The organism is Salinispora tropica CNB-440, assembly GCF_000016425.1.
Taxonomy (GTDB): Bacteria; Actinomycetota; Actinomycetes; order Mycobacteriales; family Micromonosporaceae; genus Micromonospora; species Micromonospora tropica.
In genome coordinates this window covers 4366947-4387686 of record NC_009380.1, presented here as the reverse complement: position 1 = coordinate 4387686, position 20740 = coordinate 4366947, and the positions used below count along the sequence as shown (strand labels likewise).

Annotated in this window: 18 protein-coding genes; 12 read left to right on the top strand and 6 right to left on the bottom strand. The window is 68.7% G+C overall.

Going from position 1 to position 20740, the window contains the following annotated elements; all coding sequences use genetic code 11:
• Nucleotides 1–198: 198 nt before the first annotated feature.
• Nucleotides 199–1101 (top strand): CDP-alcohol phosphatidyltransferase family protein, encoded by a 903-nt coding sequence (locus STROP_RS19260; protein ID WP_026275335.1) that lies wholly within the window; start codon nucleotides 199–201, stop codon nucleotides 1099–1101.
• Between the two features lie 77 nt (nucleotides 1102–1178).
• Here the strand turns inward: STROP_RS19260 and STROP_RS19255 are convergent, their stop codons facing one another.
• From STROP_RS19255 to STROP_RS19245, 3 genes are all read right to left on the bottom strand, one after another.
• On the bottom strand, nucleotides 1179–2432 hold the full coding sequence (locus STROP_RS19255; RefSeq protein ID WP_012015034.1) for a phosphatidylserine decarboxylase: 1254 nt from the start codon (nucleotides 2430–2432) through the stop codon (nucleotides 1179–1181).
• Between the two features lie 175 nt (nucleotides 2433–2607).
• Nucleotides 2608–2877: a hypothetical protein gene (locus STROP_RS19250; RefSeq protein ID WP_012015033.1), complete on the bottom strand. Its 270-nt coding sequence runs from the start codon at nucleotides 2875–2877 to the stop codon at nucleotides 2608–2610.
• Nucleotides 2874–4211: a PspC domain-containing protein gene (locus tag STROP_RS19245; protein WP_012015032.1), complete on the bottom strand. Its 1338-nt coding sequence runs from the start codon at nucleotides 4209–4211 to the stop codon at nucleotides 2874–2876. Before STROP_RS19245 ends, STROP_RS19250 begins: the two co-directional genes overlap by 4 nt.
• A 195-nt stretch (nucleotides 4212–4406) precedes the next feature.
• Between STROP_RS19245 and STROP_RS19240 the strand changes: the two genes are divergently transcribed.
• The 7 genes from STROP_RS19240 to STROP_RS19210 all read left to right on the top strand — a co-directional run bounded on the left by STROP_RS19240 (nucleotide 4407) and on the right by STROP_RS19210 (nucleotide 12385).
• A complete protein-coding gene (locus tag STROP_RS19240) occupies nucleotides 4407–5654 on the top strand; it encodes a PspC domain-containing protein (protein ID WP_413540555.1) in 1248 nt (415 codons plus the stop codon).
• Entirely contained in the window at nucleotides 5654–6340 is a 687-nt protein-coding gene (locus tag STROP_RS19235) for a response regulator (protein ID WP_012015030.1), read from the top strand. The genes STROP_RS19240 and STROP_RS19235 overlap by 1 nt, the downstream gene beginning before the upstream one ends.
• Before the next feature lie 241 nt (nucleotides 6341–6581).
• Nucleotides 6582–8207: a peptide ABC transporter substrate-binding protein gene (locus STROP_RS19230; protein WP_012015029.1), complete on the top strand. Its 1626-nt coding sequence runs from the start codon at nucleotides 6582–6584 to the stop codon at nucleotides 8205–8207.
• A gap of 105 nt (nucleotides 8208–8312) precedes the next feature.
• A complete protein-coding gene (locus tag STROP_RS19225; RefSeq protein ID WP_012015028.1) occupies nucleotides 8313–9323 on the top strand; it encodes an ABC transporter permease in 1011 nt (336 codons plus the stop codon).
• A gap of 74 nt (nucleotides 9324–9397) precedes the next feature.
• The gene (locus tag STROP_RS19220; RefSeq protein WP_012015027.1) at nucleotides 9398–10339 is read left to right on the top strand and encodes an ABC transporter permease; all 942 of its coding nucleotides are present in this window, start codon (nucleotides 9398–9400) and stop codon (nucleotides 10337–10339) included.
• A 5-nt stretch (nucleotides 10340–10344) separates the two neighbouring features.
• Nucleotides 10345–11382 carry an ABC transporter ATP-binding protein gene (locus tag STROP_RS19215; RefSeq protein WP_012015026.1) on the top strand — a complete coding sequence of 346 codons (1038 nt, stop codon included), beginning with the start codon at nucleotides 10345–10347 and terminating at the stop codon, nucleotides 11380–11382.
• Nucleotides 11375–12385 carry an ABC transporter ATP-binding protein gene (locus STROP_RS19210; RefSeq protein WP_012015025.1) on the top strand — a complete coding sequence of 337 codons (1011 nt, stop codon included), beginning with the start codon at nucleotides 11375–11377 and terminating at the stop codon, nucleotides 12383–12385. Before STROP_RS19215 ends, STROP_RS19210 begins: the two co-directional genes overlap by 8 nt.
• 74 nt (nucleotides 12386–12459) lie before the next feature.
• Here the strand turns inward: STROP_RS19210 and STROP_RS19205 are convergent, their stop codons facing one another.
• Nucleotides 12460–12798 (bottom strand): chorismate mutase, encoded by a 339-nt coding sequence (locus STROP_RS19205; protein ID WP_012015024.1) that lies wholly within the window; start codon nucleotides 12796–12798, stop codon nucleotides 12460–12462.
• Between the two features lie 329 nt (nucleotides 12799–13127).
• On the opposite strand from STROP_RS19205, the gene pcrA reads away from it, so the two are divergent.
• Nucleotides 13128–15515 (top strand): DNA helicase PcrA, encoded by a 2388-nt coding sequence (pcrA, locus tag STROP_RS19200; protein ID WP_012015023.1) that lies wholly within the window; start codon nucleotides 13128–13130, stop codon nucleotides 15513–15515.
• 49 nt (nucleotides 15516–15564) lie between these two features.
• Here the strand turns inward: pcrA and STROP_RS19195 are convergent, their stop codons facing one another.
• Nucleotides 15565–16416 (bottom strand): M23 family metallopeptidase, encoded by an 852-nt coding sequence (locus STROP_RS19195; protein WP_012015022.1) that lies wholly within the window; start codon nucleotides 16414–16416, stop codon nucleotides 15565–15567.
• 273 nt (nucleotides 16417–16689) lie between these two features.
• On the bottom strand, nucleotides 16690–17403 hold the full coding sequence (locus tag STROP_RS19190; protein ID WP_012015021.1) for a M23 family metallopeptidase: 714 nt from the start codon (nucleotides 17401–17403) through the stop codon (nucleotides 16690–16692).
• A 423-nt stretch (nucleotides 17404–17826) separates the two neighbouring features.
• Here STROP_RS19190 and STROP_RS19185 point away from each other — a divergent pair, with 423 nt between their 5' ends.
• The 3 genes from STROP_RS19185 (at nucleotide 17827) to sucD (ending at nucleotide 20723) form a co-directional block, all read left to right on the top strand.
• On the top strand, nucleotides 17827–18231 hold the full coding sequence (locus tag STROP_RS19185) for a coenzyme B12-dependent isobutyryl CoA mutase small subunit (protein WP_012015020.1): 405 nt from the start codon (nucleotides 17827–17829) through the stop codon (nucleotides 18229–18231).
• Nucleotides 18232–18654: 423 nt separating this feature from the next.
• Nucleotides 18655–19833 carry an ADP-forming succinate--CoA ligase subunit beta gene (sucC, locus tag STROP_RS19180; protein WP_012015019.1) on the top strand — a complete coding sequence of 393 codons (1179 nt, stop codon included), beginning with the start codon at nucleotides 18655–18657 and terminating at the stop codon, nucleotides 19831–19833.
• Nucleotides 19834–19835: 2 nt separating this feature from the next.
• Nucleotides 19836–20723: a succinate--CoA ligase subunit alpha gene (gene sucD, locus STROP_RS19175; protein ID WP_012015018.1), complete on the top strand. Its 888-nt coding sequence runs from the start codon at nucleotides 19836–19838 to the stop codon at nucleotides 20721–20723.
• The last annotated feature ends 17 nt before the right edge of the window (nucleotides 20724–20740 follow it).

Below are 20740 nucleotides of genomic sequence, written 5' to 3'. Positions count from 1 at the left end.
AAGCCCCGTTCGCCTGTGCGATGGTGTACCCCGCAAATCGGCTGCTGGGCCAAGGAGGTCTGGCACGAGACAGCCGGACGCCCCGCCGTTGCGGCGGTGCGCCGATCCGGTGATGGAGGGAACGTGCCGAGAGCCCCCTGGCGCCGGCGTCGTACGACAGACAGTCCACGTCCTGCAGGGCGTCGATGGGCAGGCCCGTTGCGGCGCAGCGGCACGATCGCCCGTCAGGTGCTGTGGGTCCGGGCGGGCCGCCGTGACCGTGGCCTCCGTACCGGCGTTGACCGGCCGCTGATCGAGCGCCGGTTCCCCAAGCGCCGCTACCCGCGGTACGACGCCGAGGTGGCGGCGATCGTCCCGGTGAGCCCTGCCGTCGCCCCGGTACCGCCGGTGGACGAAGCGGCGGCGATCTCGATTCCGCTCCTTCCCGGTGCGCGGACGACGGCCCGGCGGATGAAATTCGTGCTGGTCAACGGCTGCACCCTCGCCAGCCTGACCCTTGGCATGTTGGCGATCTTCCTGGCCATGCAGGGCGAGGTGCGGCCAGCGGCCCTCTGCCTGATCGCCTGCGTTGCCTTCGACGGTCTCGACGGTGCCCTCGCCCGCCGACTCGGCGTGGCCAGCCCGTTCGGCGCCCAGATGGACTCGTTGGCCGACATGTGTTCCTTCGGCCTTGCCGCCCCGGTCGTGGTCTACGCCTCGCTGGCCGGCTCGGTGCCGCCGGCCGCCGCCGCGGTGGCCTGCGCGCTCGTCGCCTCCTGCGCCGCGATCCGCCTTGCCCGGTTCAATGTCTCGCCGAAGGATGGCCGCTTCTTCTGCGGCGTGCCCACCACGATGGCCGCCGCCATGCTGGCCCTGACCGTTGCCATCGGGCTGCCGGTGTCCGGGCTGGTCCTGCTCGGCGGGGTGGCGTTGCTCGCCTTCGCCATGGTCTCCAGCTTTCCGTACGCGAAGCTAGCTCGCCTGGTGAAGCTGCCGCCCTGGGTATGGCTGGCTCCGGTGATCGGCGCGTTGGTCGACATCCGGCTCACCTTCGCCCTCGTCGTGGTGGGCTACCTACTCAGTGGTCCGGTTCTCTGGCTGCGGCAGCGCCGCACGATCTGACTGGTTCCGCGACGAGGCGCCGTGGCTTAAACGGCGTCCCGTCGCAGCTTCTTCGGTCGGCCCGTCGCGCAACGCGGTCAGTGCCAGCGGGCGATTACCGACGATCCACCCACGACCCGATCGCCGGGCCCGACCAGCGGCTGCGCCGCATCGGCCGGCAGGTAGACGTCGGTGCGTGAGCCGAACCTGATCAGCCCGAACCGCTCGCCCTTGGCGAGCAGCGACCCGATGGGCGCCCGCTGCACGATCCGCCGGGCGATCAATCCGGTACGTTGCGCCACGATCACCGTTCCGTTCGTGGTGTCCAACACGGTGTACGCGGCGACGTTGTGTTCCGCATCAGGCTTCATCGCGTTGGCGAAGCCGCCGTCGGTCACGAAGTAGTCGACCACCTTGCCCGGCACCGGGGAGCGGTTGATGTGGACGTCGAGCACCGACAGGAATACCGCGATCCGTAGCCACTCGCCCTCGCCGAACCGTTCGTCGGAGAGCCGTTGTACGGAGAGCACCTTGCCGTCGGCCGAGGCCACCACCGCGGACGGATCCGCTGGCACCTCCCGCTCCGGGTCCCGGAAGAAGGCGGCGACCGGTGCGGTGGCGAGGGCCGGCAACAGCCACAGCTTCGACGTCGGCCGGGCGACGCGGGCCACCGCCGCCAGCCCGAGGGCGATTCCGGCGGCAGCCACCCCGTTGCTGTCGATGTGCATCGTGCGGGTCAGCGGCACGCTGGAGGGCCGGTACGCCGGCGCCATCCCCACCGCCGCCGCCGCGCTGGCCGGGCGGAAACGGAGTCGGTGCACTCGCAGCGGTGGGTTGTTGCGCAGCAGCAGGTCGCTACCGACGCCGTGCAGCGCGGCCTGGCGGTCCAGTTCGTCGGCCGCGCCGCCGGTGCGCTTGGGGGTGGCGGGTGTGGCGACGCTCAACACGGCTCCGGTGTCGAGGTGCCTACCGAGCCCGTCGAGGGTGGCACGGGTCTCCTCCACCGTCCCGGTGAGCGGTTCACCGATGATCGCCACCGCCGCCGCCTCGGCGTCGGCCAGCGCGTCAACGACCCGGACCCGCTCGGCGACCCAGGGACCCTGGGCGGCTACGTGCTCGCGCAGCATCCCGGCGTCCGACGCCACGGCCGGTACGACGGTGAGCGTGTCACCGGGCAACAGCGCCTCGATCGCCGCGACGAGCACCAGGGACTCCGGGCTGGCGTCAACCAGCAGGGCCGCCTTCGGCTCGTTGATTCGGGCGAGTTCCGAGACGAGGACACGGGCGGCGCGCTCGCCGATGCGGACCGGACCGGACCGGCCGGTGGGAAGCACGGCGGGGGACTGGGTCATGTCGGACAGGCTCCTGACGGGGTCGGGACGACGGGTTGGTGAAACCGGCGATCGGCATCGGGTCGGCTCGGCGTCGCCCTGTGGTGGGGCTGCCGGGGCCGAGCTGGCGAGTGCGCGGCGGGGTGGGCACCACCGGCCAGCATATGCCTCGGGTCGTGCCGACGTGGCGTCGCGTTCAGCGCCGGTCCCCCTCCGCTGGCCCGGGCTCCGGCATCGCAGCGGTTGGCGGGGCCTTCGCCTCCGGAGCGGACGGGCTGCCGGACCGGGCCGCGCGAAGCGCCCCGACCAGCCCCAGCACGCCGATCAGTAGCAGCGCTGCGGCCAGGAACCAGCCCACCGGGGGAAGCGTGAGTTCGCGTAACCGGGCGACCAGCCACCAGGCGGCAAGGAGAAGGAAGAACAGCCCGAAGAACAGAGACACCGAGTCGGTGCGGTGGGCCTTCACCGGGTCACCTCCAGCCTGCCGACGTCGACGTGAACGAGAAGGTGCAGCGTCCCGCCGCCGGGGCCGTCCGCCCCCAGGTCGGTACTCTCGCGCTGCGAACCGGTGGCGCCGCCGCGTTTGGAGTGACGGTGGTCGAAGACGACCGCTTCGCCGACGTTGACGGTCGCGGTGACGGTGGCGTCCACGTTCGGGGGCAGCACCACGATGGCCTCCCCGGCCGTGACCGCCACCGTGATCTCGGTGTGCCTCTCGGTGAAGTCCACCGAGCGCAGGTCGAGCAGCGAGTTGCCGACGGTGTTCTCGTACTGGCTGGCGAGCTCGGCGTGGCTGGTAGGAGCCCAGGTCACCGCTTGGTTCACTCCCCGGAACCGGTCGTCGGACTCAGCCACGGTGGCCACCCCCAGCGCGGCGGCGGTGACCAGGCCGAGCGCGATGAGCCAGCGGGCTCGGCCGAACCAGGTGCCGACGAGTAGGCCGAGGCCGATGGTGGCCAGGACCGCCGCGAAGTACCCGGACGCGCCGGGAGAGAGTACGCCGGTCAGGTCGAGCACGGCCAGCAGTCCGAGGACGAGGAAGAGCAGCGAGAAGGTCACCCCACCGAGCGCGGACCGTTCCCGCGGTCGCTTCCGCGCCGGCCGGGGGGCCGGCGGTGCGGGCGGCGGGGTTGGTAGGGCATACGGCCCGTGCGGGGCGAACGCGTCCCGTGCCCCGCCCGGCGGCCGCGTGTCGGCGGGTGGTGTCTCGGTGGCGGGTCCGGTCGCCGGAGCCCCGGTCGGAGCGGGGTAGCTGACCGGTGGCACCGGGTCGGTCGGCGGCTCGGTCGGTCCGGGCCGGCCCGGACGTTCGCGGTTGAGCAGCAGAGCACCGCTGATCAGGATCGCCGCGCCGAGCAGCACGGCCCGGAACGCGTCGGTGACGATGAAGGCGAAAATGACGGCCACCAGGATGCTGAGCATGATCACGGTGACCGGGGACATGCTGGAGCGTCCCCGGCCCAGCATCGACTCGACCGGTGAGGCGGTGTCCCCCTCGCCCGGGATGATCAGCCAGGCGGAGACGTACACCAGGATGCCGATGCCGCCGAAGAAGCCGAGCACCGCGAGCAGCACTCGCCAGAGCACCGGGTCGGTGTTCGTCGCCCGGCCGATGGCCGCGCAGACGCCGGCCAGGTAGCGGCCGTCGTGCGGACGGACCAGCCCGTACCGCGAGGTGAAGCCGCTGTCCCCGCTGGGCGGGACCCCGCCTGCTCCCCAGGGCGGTGGCGGTTCACCCGGCGGCGCCGCGGGTGGTGGCGTCGCCCCGGTCGCCTGGTGCCGGGCGGCTTCCTCGGTCATGCCTCGATCCTGCTCCCTCGCCGCTTCGCCGGCCTCCGGCGGAGACCCTGACCTCACCCTGAGATCAGGCCAGCAGGATCTCCGGGACGCCCCCGTGGTCGAGCGCTGACCTGGCGTGTGACGATCGGAATCGGCGGCGCGTGCCGCTCGCCGGCGAACCCGCCGGGACTAGCCAGGGAGCCCCCGATCAGCATCGTGACCGACCCCCCGCGCCTCTATCGCGCCCGCGAGCACCGGATCGCCGCCGGTGTGGCGGCGGGGGTCGCCGGGCATCTCCGCATTCCGGTGCTCTGGGTCCGAGTCGCGTTCATGATGTTGCTCGGCTTCAACGGCCTCGGACTGCTGTTGTACGCGGCCTTCTGGGCGGTGGTGCCGCTGCGACCGGGGGACACCGCCACCCCGCCACGTCGGGACGTGGCCCAGCTGCTGCCGTTCGTGGCGATCGGCCTGTTGGTGCTGACCCTCCAGATGATGCTCTTTGATTCGGTGGGTGCCACCGGCGCGGCCGGTACCGCCGGCTGGCTGGTCACGATCATCGCGGTCGGTGCCGGGCTGATCTGGCACCAGTCCGCACCGCAGCGGCGAGGGCAGTGGGGTGGGACGCTGCCGGTGCCCTGGCTGAGCGCGGTGGTGGAGGAGAGCGACCGCCGGGCGTTCATGCTCCGATTCATCGGCGGCGGCATCCTGGTCGCGGTGGGAATTGTCGGGGTCGCGGCGGTGTACTCCCCGACGCAGAACTTTGACGCGGTACTCAACGGCGTCATCTTCGCCCTGGTTGGTCTGGCGGGCGTCGGGGTGGTGGCCGCGCCGGTGCTGTGGCGAACCTGGAACCAGCTCCGGTTGGAACGGGAGGGGCGGATCCGGGAGCAGGAGCGGGCCGAACTGGCTGCCATGGTGCATGACCAGGTGCTGCACACACTCGCGTTGATCCAGCGAAACGCCAGTGACGGGAAGACCGTGACGCGGCTGGCCCGGGGGCAGGAACGCTCGCTGCGCAACTGGCTCTACCGGCCGACGGCCTCACCCACAGAGCGCTTCGCGGCAGCGCTGGAGCAGGCGGCGGCCGAGGTGGAGGATGCGTACGCGATCACGGTGGAGACCGTGGTTGTCGGGGACCGGGAGACCGACGAGCGGGTCGGCGCGTTGGTGGCCGCCGCCCGCGAGGCACTGGTCAACGCCGCCCGGCACGCAGGGGTGCAGACCGTCTCGCTCTACGCCGAGGTCGAACCCGAGCAGGTCAGCGTCTTCGTCCGCGATCGGGGGAGGGGCTTCGATCCGGCTACGGTGGAGGACCACCGACACGGTGTCCGGGGCTCGATCATCGGGCGGATGAAGCGACACGGTGGCCGGGCGGAGATTCGCTCCGAACCCGGGGAGGGGACCGAGATCCGGTTGATTCTGCCGATCTCCCGTGACGGGTCCACGGCGGAGAGGAGTAGGTGATGACGGACCAGACGGCGGGCGCAGCGGCGGACGCGGGTGCTGCCACGCGGCGGCTGCGGGTCTTTCTTGTTGACGATCACGCGATGTTTCGGGCCGGAGTCCGCGCCGAGCTGGGTGCGCATGTCGACGTGGTGGGCGAGGCGAGCACGGTGGGGGAGGCGGTCAGCCGGATCGCCGCGACCGAACCCGACGTGGTGCTGCTCGACGTGCACATGCCGGAGGGGGGTGGCCGGGCGGTGCTCGAGGCCATCCGGCGCACGTACCCGCACGTGCGGTTCCTCGCGCTCAGTGTCTCGGACGCGGCCGAGGACGTGATCGGGCTGATCCGCGCTGGCGCCCGTGGCTATGTCACCAAGACGATCTCCCCGGACGAGTTGGCGGCGGCGGTCCGACGGGTCGCCGAGGGCGATGCCGTCTTCAGCCCCCGGCTGGCCGGTTTCGTGTTGGACGCCTTCGCCGCCCGCCCGGACGCGCCGGTCTCCGACCCCGAGCTGGACCAGCTGACCAACCGGGAACGGGAGGTGTTGCGTCTGCTCGCTCGGGGGTACGCGTACAAGGAGATCGCCAAGGAGCTGTACATCTCGATCAAGACGGTCGAGACGCACGTGTCGAACGTGCTCCGCAAGCTCCAGATGTCCAGCCGCTACGAGTTGTCACGCTGGGCGGCGGATCGTCGGCTTGTCTGAGCCGCCGACCGGCTGGGCCGCCCACCGGCCCAGCCGGTCGATGTTGGCCGTTGTCGATGCTGTTTCCGCAGCTCTTAGCACGCCTGCCCGGGGTCGATGAAGCCACCTCCGGATGAATGTACACACCGTCCCGGCCGGGTATCGGGTTGATAACACGCCTTTCCGCTGACGCGCGTCTGGTGTCACAGTGGCAGGCACCTCACACCCCTCGTGAGCTGAGCGCCCTGAGGAGGCACTCCCCATGCGCGGGAAATTCCTGAAGGTGGCGGTCGCGGCGACCGCCACCGCTATGTTGGCCACTGCCTGCGGTGGCGGCGGCTCGAGCGATGCTGATGGTGACGCCAGTGGCACGCTTCGTGTATATGCGTCAGAGCCGGCGTACCTGCTGCCGTCGAACGCCGACGACGAGCCGTCGATCTACGTGATCCGTCAGCTCTACCGCGGTCTGGTCAAGTACAACGCCGAGACCAGTGAGTCGGAGATGGATCTGGCCGAGTCGATCACCTCGGACGACCAGAAGCTCTGGACGATCAAGCTGAAGGACGGCTACACCTTCGACAACGGTGAGCCGGTCGACGCCGACTCCTTCATCCGGTCGTGGAACTTCGCCGCCTACGCGCCGAACGCCCAGAACAACGGCTACTTCATGAAGCGGATCGCCGGTATCGACGAGGTCCTGCCCAAGGACCCGGACGGCGAGGGCCCGGCGGAGGCCCCGGCACCGACGGTCGAGACGATGTCCGGCCTGACGAAGGTCGACGACCTCACCTTCACCGTCGAGCTCAAGGAGCCCTTCACCGGCTTCCCGACCATTGTCGGGTACTCGGGCTTCTTCCCGATGGCCCAGGCCTGCGTCGACGACGCGGATGCCTGCAACGAGACCCCGATCGGTAACGGCCCTTACAAGATCGACGGTAGCTGGGAACACGACGTCGAGATCAACCTGGTCCGCAGCGAGACCTGGAAGGGCGAGCCGGGCAAGCCCGAGGCGATCAACTACCGGATCTTCGCCGACGTGGACGGCGCCTACGCCGCCTTCCAGGCCGGCGAGCTGGACGTGATGTACACGATCCCGCCGGCGCGCTTCAAGGACGCCAAGGCCAGCTACGGCGACCGGCTGTACGAGCAGGCGGGCGACAGCCTCAACTACGTCGGCATGCCGCTGTACGACGACAGCTTCAAGGACAAGCGGATCCGCCAGGCGATCTCGCTGGCGATCGACCGGCAGTCCATCGTTGACGCCGTCTTCGACGGACGGTGGACTCCCGCCACCGGCTTCGTCGCGCCGATCTTCGAGGGCGCTCGCGAGGGTATCTGCGCCTACTGCGAGAAGGACGTCGAGAAGGCCAAGGAACTGCTCGCGGCGGCCGGTGGCTGGCCGGAGGGCAAGAAGCTGACCCTGTGGGCCAACGCGGGTGCTGGCCACGACGCCTGGCTCCAGGCCGTCGGCGACCAGGTCAAGGCCGCGCTGGGCATCGACTACGAGCTGAAGGTCAACCTGCAGTTCGCCGAGTACCTGGACGTGGCGGACAACCGGGAGTTCACCGGCCCGTTCCGGCTCGGCTGGGGCCCGGACTACCCGTTCCTGGAGACCTACCTGACTCCGCTGTACAGCACCGGCAACGACAGCAACAACAGCACCTTCAGCAACCCCGAGTTCGACAACCTGCTGAAGCAGGGCGACGCCGCTCCGACCATGGAGGAGGCCATCACCTTCTACCAGCAGGCTGAGGACATCCTGGCTGAGGAGATGCCGGTCATCCCGATGTTCTGGCGCAAGGAAGCGGCGGTCTACAGCGAGAACGTGGACGCCTTTGTCTGGAACCAGGTCATGGGCGCCGACTACGGTGCGACCTCACTGAAGTAGAACTGAGCTTCGGAAATCTGATCCCGCCGTAAAGGATGTGGCGGCAACGATCACCCCACCAGGGTGATCGTTGCCGCTGTATCAGCGCCGAGAGGAGACCCCGACATGGGGCGCTACGTCATTCGACGGTTGCTCCAGTTCATCCCGACCGTGCTGGGCACCATGTTCCTGCTCCACTACATGACCTCGCTGGCGATTCAGTTCAGCGGGAACCCGGTCCGAGCCATCTTCGGTGACCGGACCCCGCCGCCGGCCCTACTCCAGGCGGTCACCGACCGACTCGGCTACGGTGACCCCTGCCTCGAGCAGAAGGGCAACCCCTGCTTCGGGCTCTTCCTCGACCGGGTGAGCGGAGTCTTCCTGCACTTCGACTTCGGCATCGACCTGCGGCGGCAGGAGGTCACCGACCTGGTGGCCAATGCCGTTCCATTCACCCTGAAGCTGCTGGTGATCGCGATTGTCTTCGAGGCCGTCGTCGGTATCGCCGCCGGTGTGTGGGCGGGTCTGCGGGGCGGCAGCTTCGCGGACAACCTTGTCAAGATCAGCACCGTCTTCGTGATCTCTGTGCCGATCTTCGTGCTCGGTATCGTGGTGCGGGAGTTCATCGGGGTCAAGTTCGGCAACATCCTGCGTGATCAGGAGTGGATCCCCGACGTCGTCGCGTACGGGTTCTTCAGCCCCGGCTTCAAGCCGGACTACCCGTTCGCCAGTCTCCTGATCCCCGGCATGGTGCTCGGCGCGGTGGCGCTCGCCACCACCGCGCGTCTGACCCGGACCAGCATCATGGAGAACATCCGGGCGGACTACGTCCGGACCGCACGGGCGAAGGGCCTGGCGAACAAGCGGGTCATCGGCGTGCACACGCTGCGTAACTCGCTGATTCCGGTGATCACGTACCTCGGCGTCGACATCGGTTCGGCGATGGCGGGCGCGGTGGTCACCGAGACCATCTTCAACGTGCCCGGTATCGGCCGACTGGTGACGAGTGCCGCCCGGGATGGAGAGTCGTCCGTGGTCATCGGCGTGGTGACCATGCTGGTGTTGGTCGTTCTGCTCGCCAACCTGTTGGTCGACCTCCTGTACGCCGTCCTCGACCCGAGGATCCGCTATGAGTGACGGCACCGTGGTCGGTATCCGGTGGCCGGTGATCCCGGCTTCCTCGGCAGGGCGAAGCGAAACGAGGTGGGGACATGAGTGACGCGACGAGCGCCGGCGCCACCGTCGGCGGTGCCCCGGGTTCCGGCGACGGCCGGGCCCCGGAGAAGACGAGCACGAGCGGCAAGGAGCGCAACGCCAGCCTGTGGGCGGATGCCCGCCGGCAGTTGGTTCGCGACCCGGTCTTCATGCTCGCCGTGCTGTACATCGTCGTGGTCAGCACGATGGCGGCCTTCCCCACGCTCTGGACCAGTCAGGATCCCCGGGCGTGCAGCACCGACCAGTCCCGGGTCTCGCCGAGCTGGGAGCACCCGTTCGGCTTCAACATCCAGGGCTGTGACTACTACTCGCACGCCATCTACGGCGCCCAGCCGTCGATGGTGATCGCGATCATGGCTACCGGGGGCATCGTGCTCTTCGGTGGTCTGATGGGGCTCCTCGCCGGGTACTACGGTGGCTGGGTCGACGGGATCATTTCCCGGCTGATGGACATCTTCTTCTCGCTGCCGTTCCTGCTCGGTGCGATCGTCTTCCTGACCGTGATCAAGCAGCAGAACCCCGTGACCATCGCCCTGGTGCTGTTCCTGCTGAGCTGGCCGACGATCGCCCGGATCATCCGCGGTAGCGTCATCTCCTCGAAGGATCTGGACTACGTGCAGGCCGCCAAGGCGGTCGGGGCCAGTAACGGCCGGTTGATGTTCCGGCACATCCTGCCGAACGCGATCGCGCCGATGTTGGTGTACGCCACGATCGTGCTGGGTTCGTTCGTCGCCGCGGAGGCCACGCTGACCTTCCTCGGGATCGGGCTCCAGCCGCCGACGCAGTCCTGGGGCATCATGATCTCGGCCCACCAGGTCTACTTCCTGGAGGATCCGTGGCTGCTGCTCTTCCCCTGCGGGCTGTTGATTGGCACGGTGCTGTCCTTCATTCTCATGGGTGACGCCCTGCGTGACGCCCTCGACCCGAAGTTCCGGTGAGCGCCATGAGCACTGATGTGAACGTCAAGCTGGACGCCCTGCCCGGGCTTGACTCGGATGCCCTGCCGCTTGAGGTCAAGGATCTGCACGTCGAGTTCCGGACCCGCAACGGCATCGCCCGCGCGGTCAACGGCGTCAGCTTCAGTCTGCGGGCCGGCGAGACCCGAGCGATTCTCGGGGAGTCCGGCTGCGGTAAGAGCGTCACCGCCCAGGCGATTATGGGGATCCTGGACAGCCCACCCGGGTTCGTCACCGGCGGGGAGATCCGTTACCGCGGCGTCGACCTGCTCAAGCTGCGGGAGGCGCAGCGGCGTAAGGTCCGCGCCAACCGGATCGCGATGATCTTCCAGGACGCCCTCTCCGCGTTGAACCCGGTCTTCACGGTCGGCTTCCAGCTCGCAGAGCTGTTCCGCAAGCACCGGGGAATGTCCCGGGCGGCCAGTAAGGCGCGCGCTGTCGAGCTGCTCGACCTGGTCAAGATTCCGGCGGCGAAGCAGCGGGTGAACGAGTACCCGCACCAGTTCTCCGGTGGTATGCGGCAGCGCGTCATGATCGCTATGGCGTTGGCGCTCGACCCGGAGGTGTTGATCGCCGACGAGCCGACCACCGCCCTGGACGTCACCGTGCAGGCCCAGATCATGACCCTCCTCGCCGAGTTGCAGCGGGAACGGAACATGGGCCTGTTGCTGATCACGCACGACATGGGTGTGGTCGCCGACGTGGCGGACCACATCTCGGTGATGTACGCCGGCCGGGTCATTGAGGAGGCTCCGGTCCGGGACATCTACGAGAGCCCGTCCCACCCGTACACCAAGGGCCTGCTGGAGTCGATTCCCCGCCTGGACCTCAAGGGCCAGGAACTCTCCGCCATCAAGGGATTGCCGCCGCTGCTGACCGACATTCCGAAGGGATGCGCGTTCAACCCCCGGTGCCGGTACGTGCAGGATGCCTGCCGTCAGGACCCGGTACCGACGCTGTATCAGGTGGCGCCGGTCCGAAGCTCCGCCTGCCACTTCTGGAAGGAGGTCAAGGCCGATGTCTGACATCGTGCTGGAGGCCCGTGACCTGGTGAAGCACTTCCCGCTGACCCAGGGGATCCTCTTCAAGCGGCAGATTGGCGCGGTTCGCGCGGTCGATGGGATCAACCTGCAGCTGCGCCGGGGTGAGACCCTCGGCATCGTCGGCGAGTCTGGCTGCGGCAAGTCGACCCTGGCCCGGATGCTGGTGGGACTGGAGACCCCCACCTCCGGAGACCTGTTCGTGCAGGGCCGGAACATGGCGAAGGTCAGCGGCTCCGAGCGGCGTCGTGGCCGGCGCAACATCCAGCTGGTGATGCAGGATCCGTACACGTCGCTCAACCCGCGGATGACCGTCGGCGACATCGTCGGCGAGCCGTTCGAGGTGCACCCCGAGGTGCTGGCGAAGCCCCAGCGGCGGGCCCGGGTCCAGGAGCTGCTGGATCTGGTCGGTCTGAACCCCGACCACATCAACCGGTACCCGCACCAGTTCTCCGGCGGCCAGCGCCAGCGCATCGGTATCGCCCGCGCGCTGGCGCTCAACCCGGAAATCATTCTGTGTGACGAGCCGGTCTCCGCCCTGGACGTGTCGATCCAGGCGCAGGTGATCAACCTGCTGGAGAAGCTCCAGGACGAGTTGGGGCTGTCGTACATCTTCATCGCGCACGATCTGTCCGTGGTGCGGCACATCGCCGACCGAGTCGCGGTGATGTATCTCGGTCGGGTCGTCGAGATCGGCACCGAGGACCAGATCTACGAGAACCCCACCCACCCGTACACGCAGGCGCTGCTCTCGGCGGTGCCGGTGCCGGATCCGAAGCTACGGGGTATGCGGGATCAGATCGTCCTGACCGGTGACGTTCCGTCGCCGGCCAACCCGCCCTCGGGCTGCCGTTTCCGGACCCGCTGCTGGAAGGCGCAGGAGATCTGCGCCCAGCAGGAGCCGGCGCTGGCCGTCCGGGAGAGTTCGGCCCACCCGAGCGCCTGCCACTTCGCCGAGGTTCGGGACGTGGTGCACGCGCAGCGGTAGCAGCTCCACAGTGACCGGGGCGTTGGCCATGCTGGCCGACGCCCCGGTCCTGTTTCGCTATCGGGGCTGTCGGATCAGAGCGGGCCGCGGCCGGCGCGGAGCAGCAGGAGGGCGACCTGGGTGCCGTCCGCGCCCAGCGCGGCCCGGAAGCGTTCCAGGATTTCCTGCTCGCGAGAGAGCACCAAGCGGGTGCCGCCGGAGGCCATTCGGGTCGCGCCAACCTGCCGGGAGAGCCGTGCCCGCTCCTGCCAGAGGTCGATCAGGGTTCCGTCGATCTCGTCGATCCGTTGCCGGATATTCGCGATCTGCGCCACGGCCAACGGCTCCTTCGTGCCGGCGTCGCGATCGACGGTGCCCTCCGCGCCACTCGTGTCGTCCGTGCTGCCGTTCTGCTCCGCCACGCCTGTCATCATCGTCGTACCCTTCGGGTGTCGGGTGCTGGTGCCCGGATCCCGAGACGAAAAGGCCCCGGGCTCGCGAGCCCGGGGCCTTTTCGTAGGTCTTGGTTGATCAGGCGTGACCTACGGCTACCGGACTCCCCGGACCGTAGTAAAAGTATTCGCGCCGACCAAACACGGTGCCGAGTATGCCCTCTCCCGCTCGGCGGCGCAAGGAAAGCCCTGACCAGGGAGTCTTGTATCACCGAAGGAACGCGACCGTGGGCAGGGGGAGAGCGCGCCGTCGTACACCCGGGCCGTGGCCACAGGGATTCGTCGGGGCGACGGCATAGACTCGCCGTGCGATGCATCCTCTCTTTGACATTCCCGTGCCCTCGTCCGCGCCCGACCCTGCTCCGCCGCGACGACCCACTCCGGCGCGCCTCGACCCGCAGGCGCTGCTCGACGGGCTGAACGGCCCCCAGCGGGAAGCGGTTACCCATGCCGGGTCACCGCTGCTCATCGTGGCCGGAGCCGGTTCCGGCAAGACCCGGGTGCTCACCCACCGGATCGCCTACCTGCTGGCGGCCCGACAGGTGCACCCAGGCGAGATCATCGCGATTACCTTCACCAACAAGGCCGCGGGCGAGATGAAGGAGCGGGTGGCCCAGTTGGTCGGGCCGCGTGCTCGGTTGATGTGGGTCTCGACCTTCCACTCGGCGTGTGTCCGCATCCTGCGGGCCGAGCACGAGCATGCGGGTTTGAAGTCGACTTTCTCGATCTATGATGCCGACGACTCCCGTCGGCTGATGCAGCTGGTCGCCCGGGAGTTGGACCTCGACCCGAAGCGCTACCCGGCGCGGGGGCTGGCCGCCCAGGTCTCGAATCTGAAGAACGAGCTGGTTGACCCCGAGGAGTTCGCCGCCCGGGCCAAGGGGCCGAACGAGCGGGCACTCGCCGAGGCGTACACGCTCTATCAGCGGCGGCTCCGTGAGGCGCACGCGCTGGACTTCGACGATCTGATCATGACGACGGTGCACCTGCTCCAGTCGCATCCGCACGTCGCGGAGACCTACCGGCGTCGGTTCCGACACGTGCTGGTTGACGAGTACCAGGACACCAACCACGCCCAGTACGTGTTGATCAAGGAGCTGGTGTCGGGTACCGACGGGCTTGACCCGGCGGAGCTCTGCGTGGTGGGTGACGCCGACCAGTCGATCTACGCGTTCCGGGGCGCGACGATCCGCAACATCCTGGAGTTCGAGCGGGACTTCACCGATGCTCGGACGATCCTGCTGGAACAGAACTACCGCTCCACCCAGACCATCCTGAACGCGGCCAACGCCGTGATCGACCGCAACACCTCCCGTAAGCCCAAGCGGCTGTGGAGTGAGGCCGGGACCGGCGACCCGATCGTCGGCTACGTCGCCGACACCGAGCACACCGAGGCCGACTGGGTGGCCCGGGAGATCGACCGGCTTGTGGACGACGGCGACACCCGGCCGGGGGACGTGGCGGTCTTCTATCGGACCAACGCCCAGTCCCGGGTCTTCGAGGAGGTGTTCATCCGCGTCGGCCTGCCCTACAAGGTCGTCGGTGGAGTCCGCTTCTACGAGCGTAAGGAGGTCCGGGACGCCCTGGCCTACCTGCGGGCGTTGGTCAACGAGGACGATACGGTCAGCCTTCGTCGGGTGCTGAACACTCCCCGCCGGGGCATCGGGGATCGAGCCGAGGCATGTGTCGAGGCGCTTGCCAGCCGGGACCGGATCTCCTTCGGCGCTGCCCTTCGCCGGGCCAGGGACGCGCCGGGCATCTCCACTCGGGCGGCGAACGGCATCGCGGAGTTCGTCGCGCTGCTCGACGGTGTCCGGGAGGTCGCGGAGACCAGCGCGCCCGAGGAGGTGCTGGAGGCGCTGCTGAACCGGTCGGGGTACCTGACCGAGCTGGAGGAGAGCCTGGACCCGCAGGACGCCGGCCGGGTCGACAACCTCCAGGAACTGGTCAGCGTCGCCCGGGAGTACACGGAACGGGTGGAGGGCCTGGGCGAGGAGGGCGAGCGGGCCACTGTCGCGGGCTTCCTGGAGCAGGTCGCGCTGGTGGCCGACGCGGACCAGTTGCCCGCCGACGACCCGGAGCACCAGGGGGTGGTCACCCTGATGACGCTGCACACTGCCAAGGGGCTGGAGTTTCCGGTGGTGTTCCTGACCGGGATGGAGGACGGGGTCTTCCCGCACGCCCGTACCTTCGGCGACAACCACGAGTTGGAGGAGGAACGGCGTCTGGCGTACGTGGGGATCACCCGGGCCCGGCAGCGTCTCTACCTGTCTCGGGCGGTCACCCGCTCGGCGTGGGGCCAGCCGGCCTACAACGCGCCGTCCCGGTTCCTCGAGGAACTGCCCGCGGAGTTGGTGCGCTGGGAGCGCACCGAGGGCTCGTACACCTCGTGGGCCGGCGGCGGCGGAGGCGTGGGCGGTCGCGCGGACCGGGGGCAGGGCGGCTTCACCGGTGGTACGCCGAAGGCCGCGCAGCTCGCACGTCGGCTCGGCGTTGACGGTAGTCGCCTCGCCACGGCCAGCGAGTTGCCGTCAGCGCCCCCGCGGGTCGCGGTCGGAGACCGGGTCAACCACCAGCGGTACGGGCTGGGTCGGGTACTCACGGTGGAAGGGCATGGTCCAGGTGCCCGTGCTCAGATCGACTTCGGCGACCAGACGCTCTGGCTGGTCCTCCGGCACGCACCGATCGATCGGCTGTGAGCGGACGGCACGGGCTCGGTTCGCCCGTCGGCCCCGGGGAGGCGCCCGGTCAGCAGGCCACGTCGATGCCGCGTTCGCGGAGGAAAGGCGCCGGGTCGATCTGGTTCCACAGCTGACCCTGGTGTACCTCGAAGTGCAGGTGCGGGCCGGTGGAGTCGCCGGTGGAGCCCTCCAGACCGATGGGGTCACCGGCACCGACCTGGCCGCCGACGCTTACCTTCGCGGTGCTGAGGTGGGCGTAGTGGGTCAGATATCCGTTGCCGTGGTCGATGATGACCGAGATGCCGTACCCGTCGCCAGCGTCGCTGGCCTTCGTCACGGTGCCGCCGAAGGCGGCGTGGACCGGGGTGCCGGCGGGCATGGCGAAGTCGATACCGGCGTGCAGCATTCCCCACCGCGATCCGTAACAGGAGGTGATGGTGGCATCGGCCATGGGGATGACCCAGGTCGGCGTCGACGCGGTGGTTGTCGTGGTTGCCGGCTTGGCCGTCACCTTCGGTGTCGCGCTGACCGAGGGCCGCTCCGTGGGGCTCGCCGACGCGCTGGGGGTCGGACTGCTGCTCGCCGACTCCCGGGCGGAGCGATCGGCGCGGGCGGCGGCTTCAGCGCGAGCGGCGGCTTCGGCTTGGGCGGCGGCTTCGGCTTGGGCGGCGGCTTCGGCTTGGGCGGCGGCTTCGGCCTGGGCCCGGGCCTCGGTCTGAGTCCGCAGGTCGATGTCGACGGCACCGTTCCGTGCGGCGTCCTGGTCATCTCCGGTGATCGCTGTTACCGCGACTCCGGTGAGGGCGAGTCCGGCTACCGCGGCGACTGTGGCGCGCAGCACCCGGCCTCGGGTGCTGGTCGGTCGCCGGTGGCGGGCCGGTGCGGTGTTCCTGCTCGAGCGGGGGGTGTCGTTCTGCACAACGGACCTTCACTGCTCGTAGGGGCACATGACCTCGACATACTGAGGGTCCGCCCGGAGCCGGCCGGAGACGAGGGGTCATCGGGCGGGCTTGGTCCAGCGCGATCGTCGGAGCTTTGTCGGCCCGTGTCGCGAATAGCGACGGCAGCGATTCGGTTCGAGCGTGGGCTCAGTCACACCGCGGGACGTGACCCCAAACACCTTCACCGACTGGAGGAGTGAAAAAACCGCCCGGATCATCCGATCCGGGCGGCAGTAAGGCATGACTCAACGTCAGGGGATGGCTACCTCGCTGTGGAAAGGTTCCATCTGAAGTTTGATGTCCACTCCGCGCTCCATCAACCAGGGGACCGGGTCGAGCGGTTCGCCCTTGACATGGACCTCCAGGTGCAGGTGGGAGCCGTAGGAGAGGCCGGTGTTACCGACCAGGCCGAGCTGGTCGCCGGCCTTCACCTCCTGGCCCTCCTGCACGCTGAGTTCGGAGGAGTGCCCGTAGATGGCCTCGCTGCCGTCGGCGTTCGCGACGATCACCGTGTATCCGTACCCGCCGAACCAGCCGGCCTTGGTGACGGTGCCGTCATGAATGGAGACGTAGGGGGTGCCCTCCGGGGCAACCAGGTCCACGCCGGTGTGGAGCTCTTCACCCTGAACGCCGTACGGGGAGTTGAACTCGTACTCCTTGAGGGGGAGGCACCAGACTTCTGCCTCCGCCGCCGCGTCGACGCGCTCGCCGTCCCGTGACGAGCGGTCGGCGGCGTTGGCGCGCTCGGCGGCGTCCTCGCTCAGCGCGGAGGCCGTCTTCAGCTCGGCCAGGACGGTCGGGCTGACGCTCTTGGCGTCGGGAAGGGCGTTGCCGGCGAAGAGTGCGACTCCGCCGGCACCAACGAGAGCGGTGGTGACCACGGCGGCGTAGCGGCTCCGCGGTGGGGTGGGTACGCGGCGACGGCCGCGATATCTATCGGGCTCAGACGACAGGCGCTGGCGCACGCACACCCTCCGTTGTCGGGGTATCGAGGCGATCGGACAGGTTCGCGAAGCTCGGGTGAACTCCGCCGACCGCGTCGTCACCCGTCCATGGACCTGATGACAACCGTTGGACACGGTAGCCAACCGCCACGTCCGTCACAAGCCGCATCGCCATATTGGTGTGATGTTCTGTCCGATTGTATCCACTATTGTCCTGGGGCTAAGCCGGTGGAGGTGTTCCCAATCTCATCCTGTTCGTCGCGTAGTGTGACCGAACAGTGGAGCCGTCCGGCTTGACCCGGCCCCGGGTGCTGTCCTGGTCTTGCGGTGAGTGGGTGGGCGCCGAGGCGGCGGGGTATCCGCCGGCCCGGATTCCTCAGCCCGGACCGGTCGGGTTACCGTTCGTTAAGGTCAAGCCGCGGAGCCGGTGAAAGGGATGCGCAGATGAGCTCTCGTGTTCGGGTCGTCGTCGCCAAACCGGGCCTGGACGGCCATGACCGCGGCGCAAAGGTCGTCGCGCGTGCCCTCCGGGACGCCGGGATGGAGGTCATCTATACCGGTCTGCATCAGACCCCGGAGCAGATCGTGGAGACCGCGATCCAGGAGGACGCCGACGCGGTCGGACTCTCCGTTCTGTCCGGGGCGCACATGACGCTTTTCCGGCGGGTGCTGGAGCTCCTTGCCGAGCGAGACGCGCGAGACATCGTCGTCTTTGGCGGAGGCATCATCCCGGACACTGACATCCCGGAACTACAGCAGATTGGCGTGGCCAAGATTTTCACCCCGGGGGCTACCACAGGGTCGATCGTGGACTGGGTTCGACAGAACGTCGCGCAGGCCGTCGCCTGACGTGCGCCAACGATCGGCCCGAGAAGTTCACTGGGCTGGACAGGGGGAGAGGCCGGACGCACCCCTCACACGTCCGGCCTCTCTATGCACGATGCCCCGCCGCCACCCCTCGACCGACAGGGCATCGGCCGTCTCGTCGCCGCGCTGACCAGCGCTTCGACATCTGACTCAACGAGGCCTCACCCCCGGGGTTACGCGTCGGGGAAAACATCGTCCGGAAGGTTGGCACTCGGTCAAACGGCGGGTGCTGGCCAGTCAGCTGTGCAAAACCGCACACCACGTACCCGCTTGGTCGTTGGTGGTGTCGACCTCGCTAGGCTGCCTTCAATGGCCTGTTACAACTGATGACAGGCGTCAAACTGTTTTCCATACGCTGGTGGCGGCGCGACGGCGCGCCGCGGAGACGGGACGGGACGCGCAATCGTGGACCTGTACGAGTACCAGGGGCGGGACCTGTTCGAGCGGCATGGGTTGCCCGTGCTCGCCGGCGGCGTCGCCACGACCCCGGAGGAGGCCCGCGCGATCGCCGAACGCCTCGGCGGTCGGGTGGTCGTCAAGGCGCAGGTGAAGGTCGGCGGCCGGGGCAAGGCCGGCGGGGTGAAGCTGACCGAGGGCGCGGAGGAGACGGTGGCCCGGGCCACCGACATCCTCGGTATGGACATCAAGGGGCACACCGTCCATAAGGTCATGATCACGGTGACCGCGGACGTGGCCGAGGAGTACTACTTCTCCTACCTGCTGGACCGGGCGAATCGCACCTTCCTCTGCATCGCCAGTGTCGCTGGTGGGATGGACATCGAGCAGGTGGCCGCCGAGACGCCGGAGAAGGTCGTCAAGGAGCCGATCGACGCGAACACCGGCGTTGACGTGGCGACGGCCCGGCGGATCGTCACGCAGGCCGGGTTCCCGGCCGAGGTCGCCGACCAGACCGTCGAGATCGCCGTGGACCTGTGGAAGGCGTTCGTCGCCGAGGACGCGACGCTGGTTGAGGTGAACCCGCTCGCCAAGACCGCCGAGGGCGGGCTACTCCTGCTCGATGCCAAGGTCAGCCTGGATGAGAACGCCGCGTTCCGACACCCGGACCACGAGGCGCTGGTTGACCAGGCCGCGGTGGACCCCCTGGAGCAGGCCGCCAAGGAGAAGGACCTCAACTACGTCAAGCTCGACGGTGAGGTTGGCATCATCGGCAACGGTGCTGGACTGGTTATGTCGACCCTCGACGTGGTCGCGTACGCCGGTGAGCGGCACGGCGGTGTGAAGCCGGCGAACTTCCTCGACATCGGTGGCGGTGCGAGTGCTGCGGTCATGGCCAACGGCCTCGAGATCGTGCTCTCCGATCCCGCGGTGAAGAGCGTCTTCGTCAACGTCTTCGGTGGGATCACCGCCTGTGACGCGGTCGCCAACGGCATCGTGCAGGCGCTGGCCCTGCTCGAGCAGCGGGGCGAGAAGGTCACCAGACCGCTGGTTGTCCGCCTCGACGGCAACAACGCGGAGGCCGGTCGGGCGATTCTCGACGGCGCGAACAACCCGCTGATCCAGCGGGTCGACACGATGGATGGTGCGGCCGAGCGGGCCGCCGAGCTGGCCGCTGCGGGGGTCTGACAATGGCGATCTGGCTGACCAAGGACTCGAAGGTCATCGTGCAGGGGATGACCGGTTCCGAGGGTTCCAAGCACACCCGGCGGATGCTCGCCGCGGGCACCGACATCGTCGGTGGGGTGAACCCGCGCAAGGCGGGTACCACTGTCGACTTCGACGGCGCCGAGTTGCCGGTCTTTGCGAGCGTCGCCGACGCGATGCGGGAGACCGGCGCCAACGTGACGGTCATCTTCGTGCCGCCGCAGTTCACCAAGGGCGCGGTGATCGAGGCGATTGACGCCGGCATCTCGCTCGCCGTGGTGATCACTGAGGGCGTGCCGGTGCACGACACCGCCGCCTTCTGGGCGTACAACGTGGCGCAGGGCGAGCGGACCCGGATCATCGGGCCGAACTGCCCGGGGATCGTGTCGCCGGGTGCCTCCAACGCCGGCATCATCCCGGCCGACATCACCGGCGCCGGCCGGATCGGCCTGGTCAGCAAGAGCGGCACGCTGACCTACCAGATGATGTACGAACTGCGCGACATCGGCTTCTCCACCTGCGTCGGCATCGGCGGCGACCCGATTATCGGGACCACGCACATCGATGCGCTGGCCGCGTTCGAGGACGACCCGGACACCGACGCGATCGTTATGATCGGTGAGATCGGTGGCGACGCCGAGGAGCGGGCTGCCGAGTTCATCAAGGCGAACGTCACCAAGCCGGTCGTCGGCTACATTGCTGGCTTCACCGCACCGCCCGGTAAGACGATGGGGCACGCGGGTGCGATCATCTCCGGCTCGGCGGGCACCGCGGAGGCCAAGAAGACGGCGCTGGAAGCAGCCGGCGTCAAGGTCGGTAAGACTCCGACCGAGACCGCCCGGCTGATGCGGGAGATCATGTCCGCGGGCTGAGCCCCGACGACGACAGC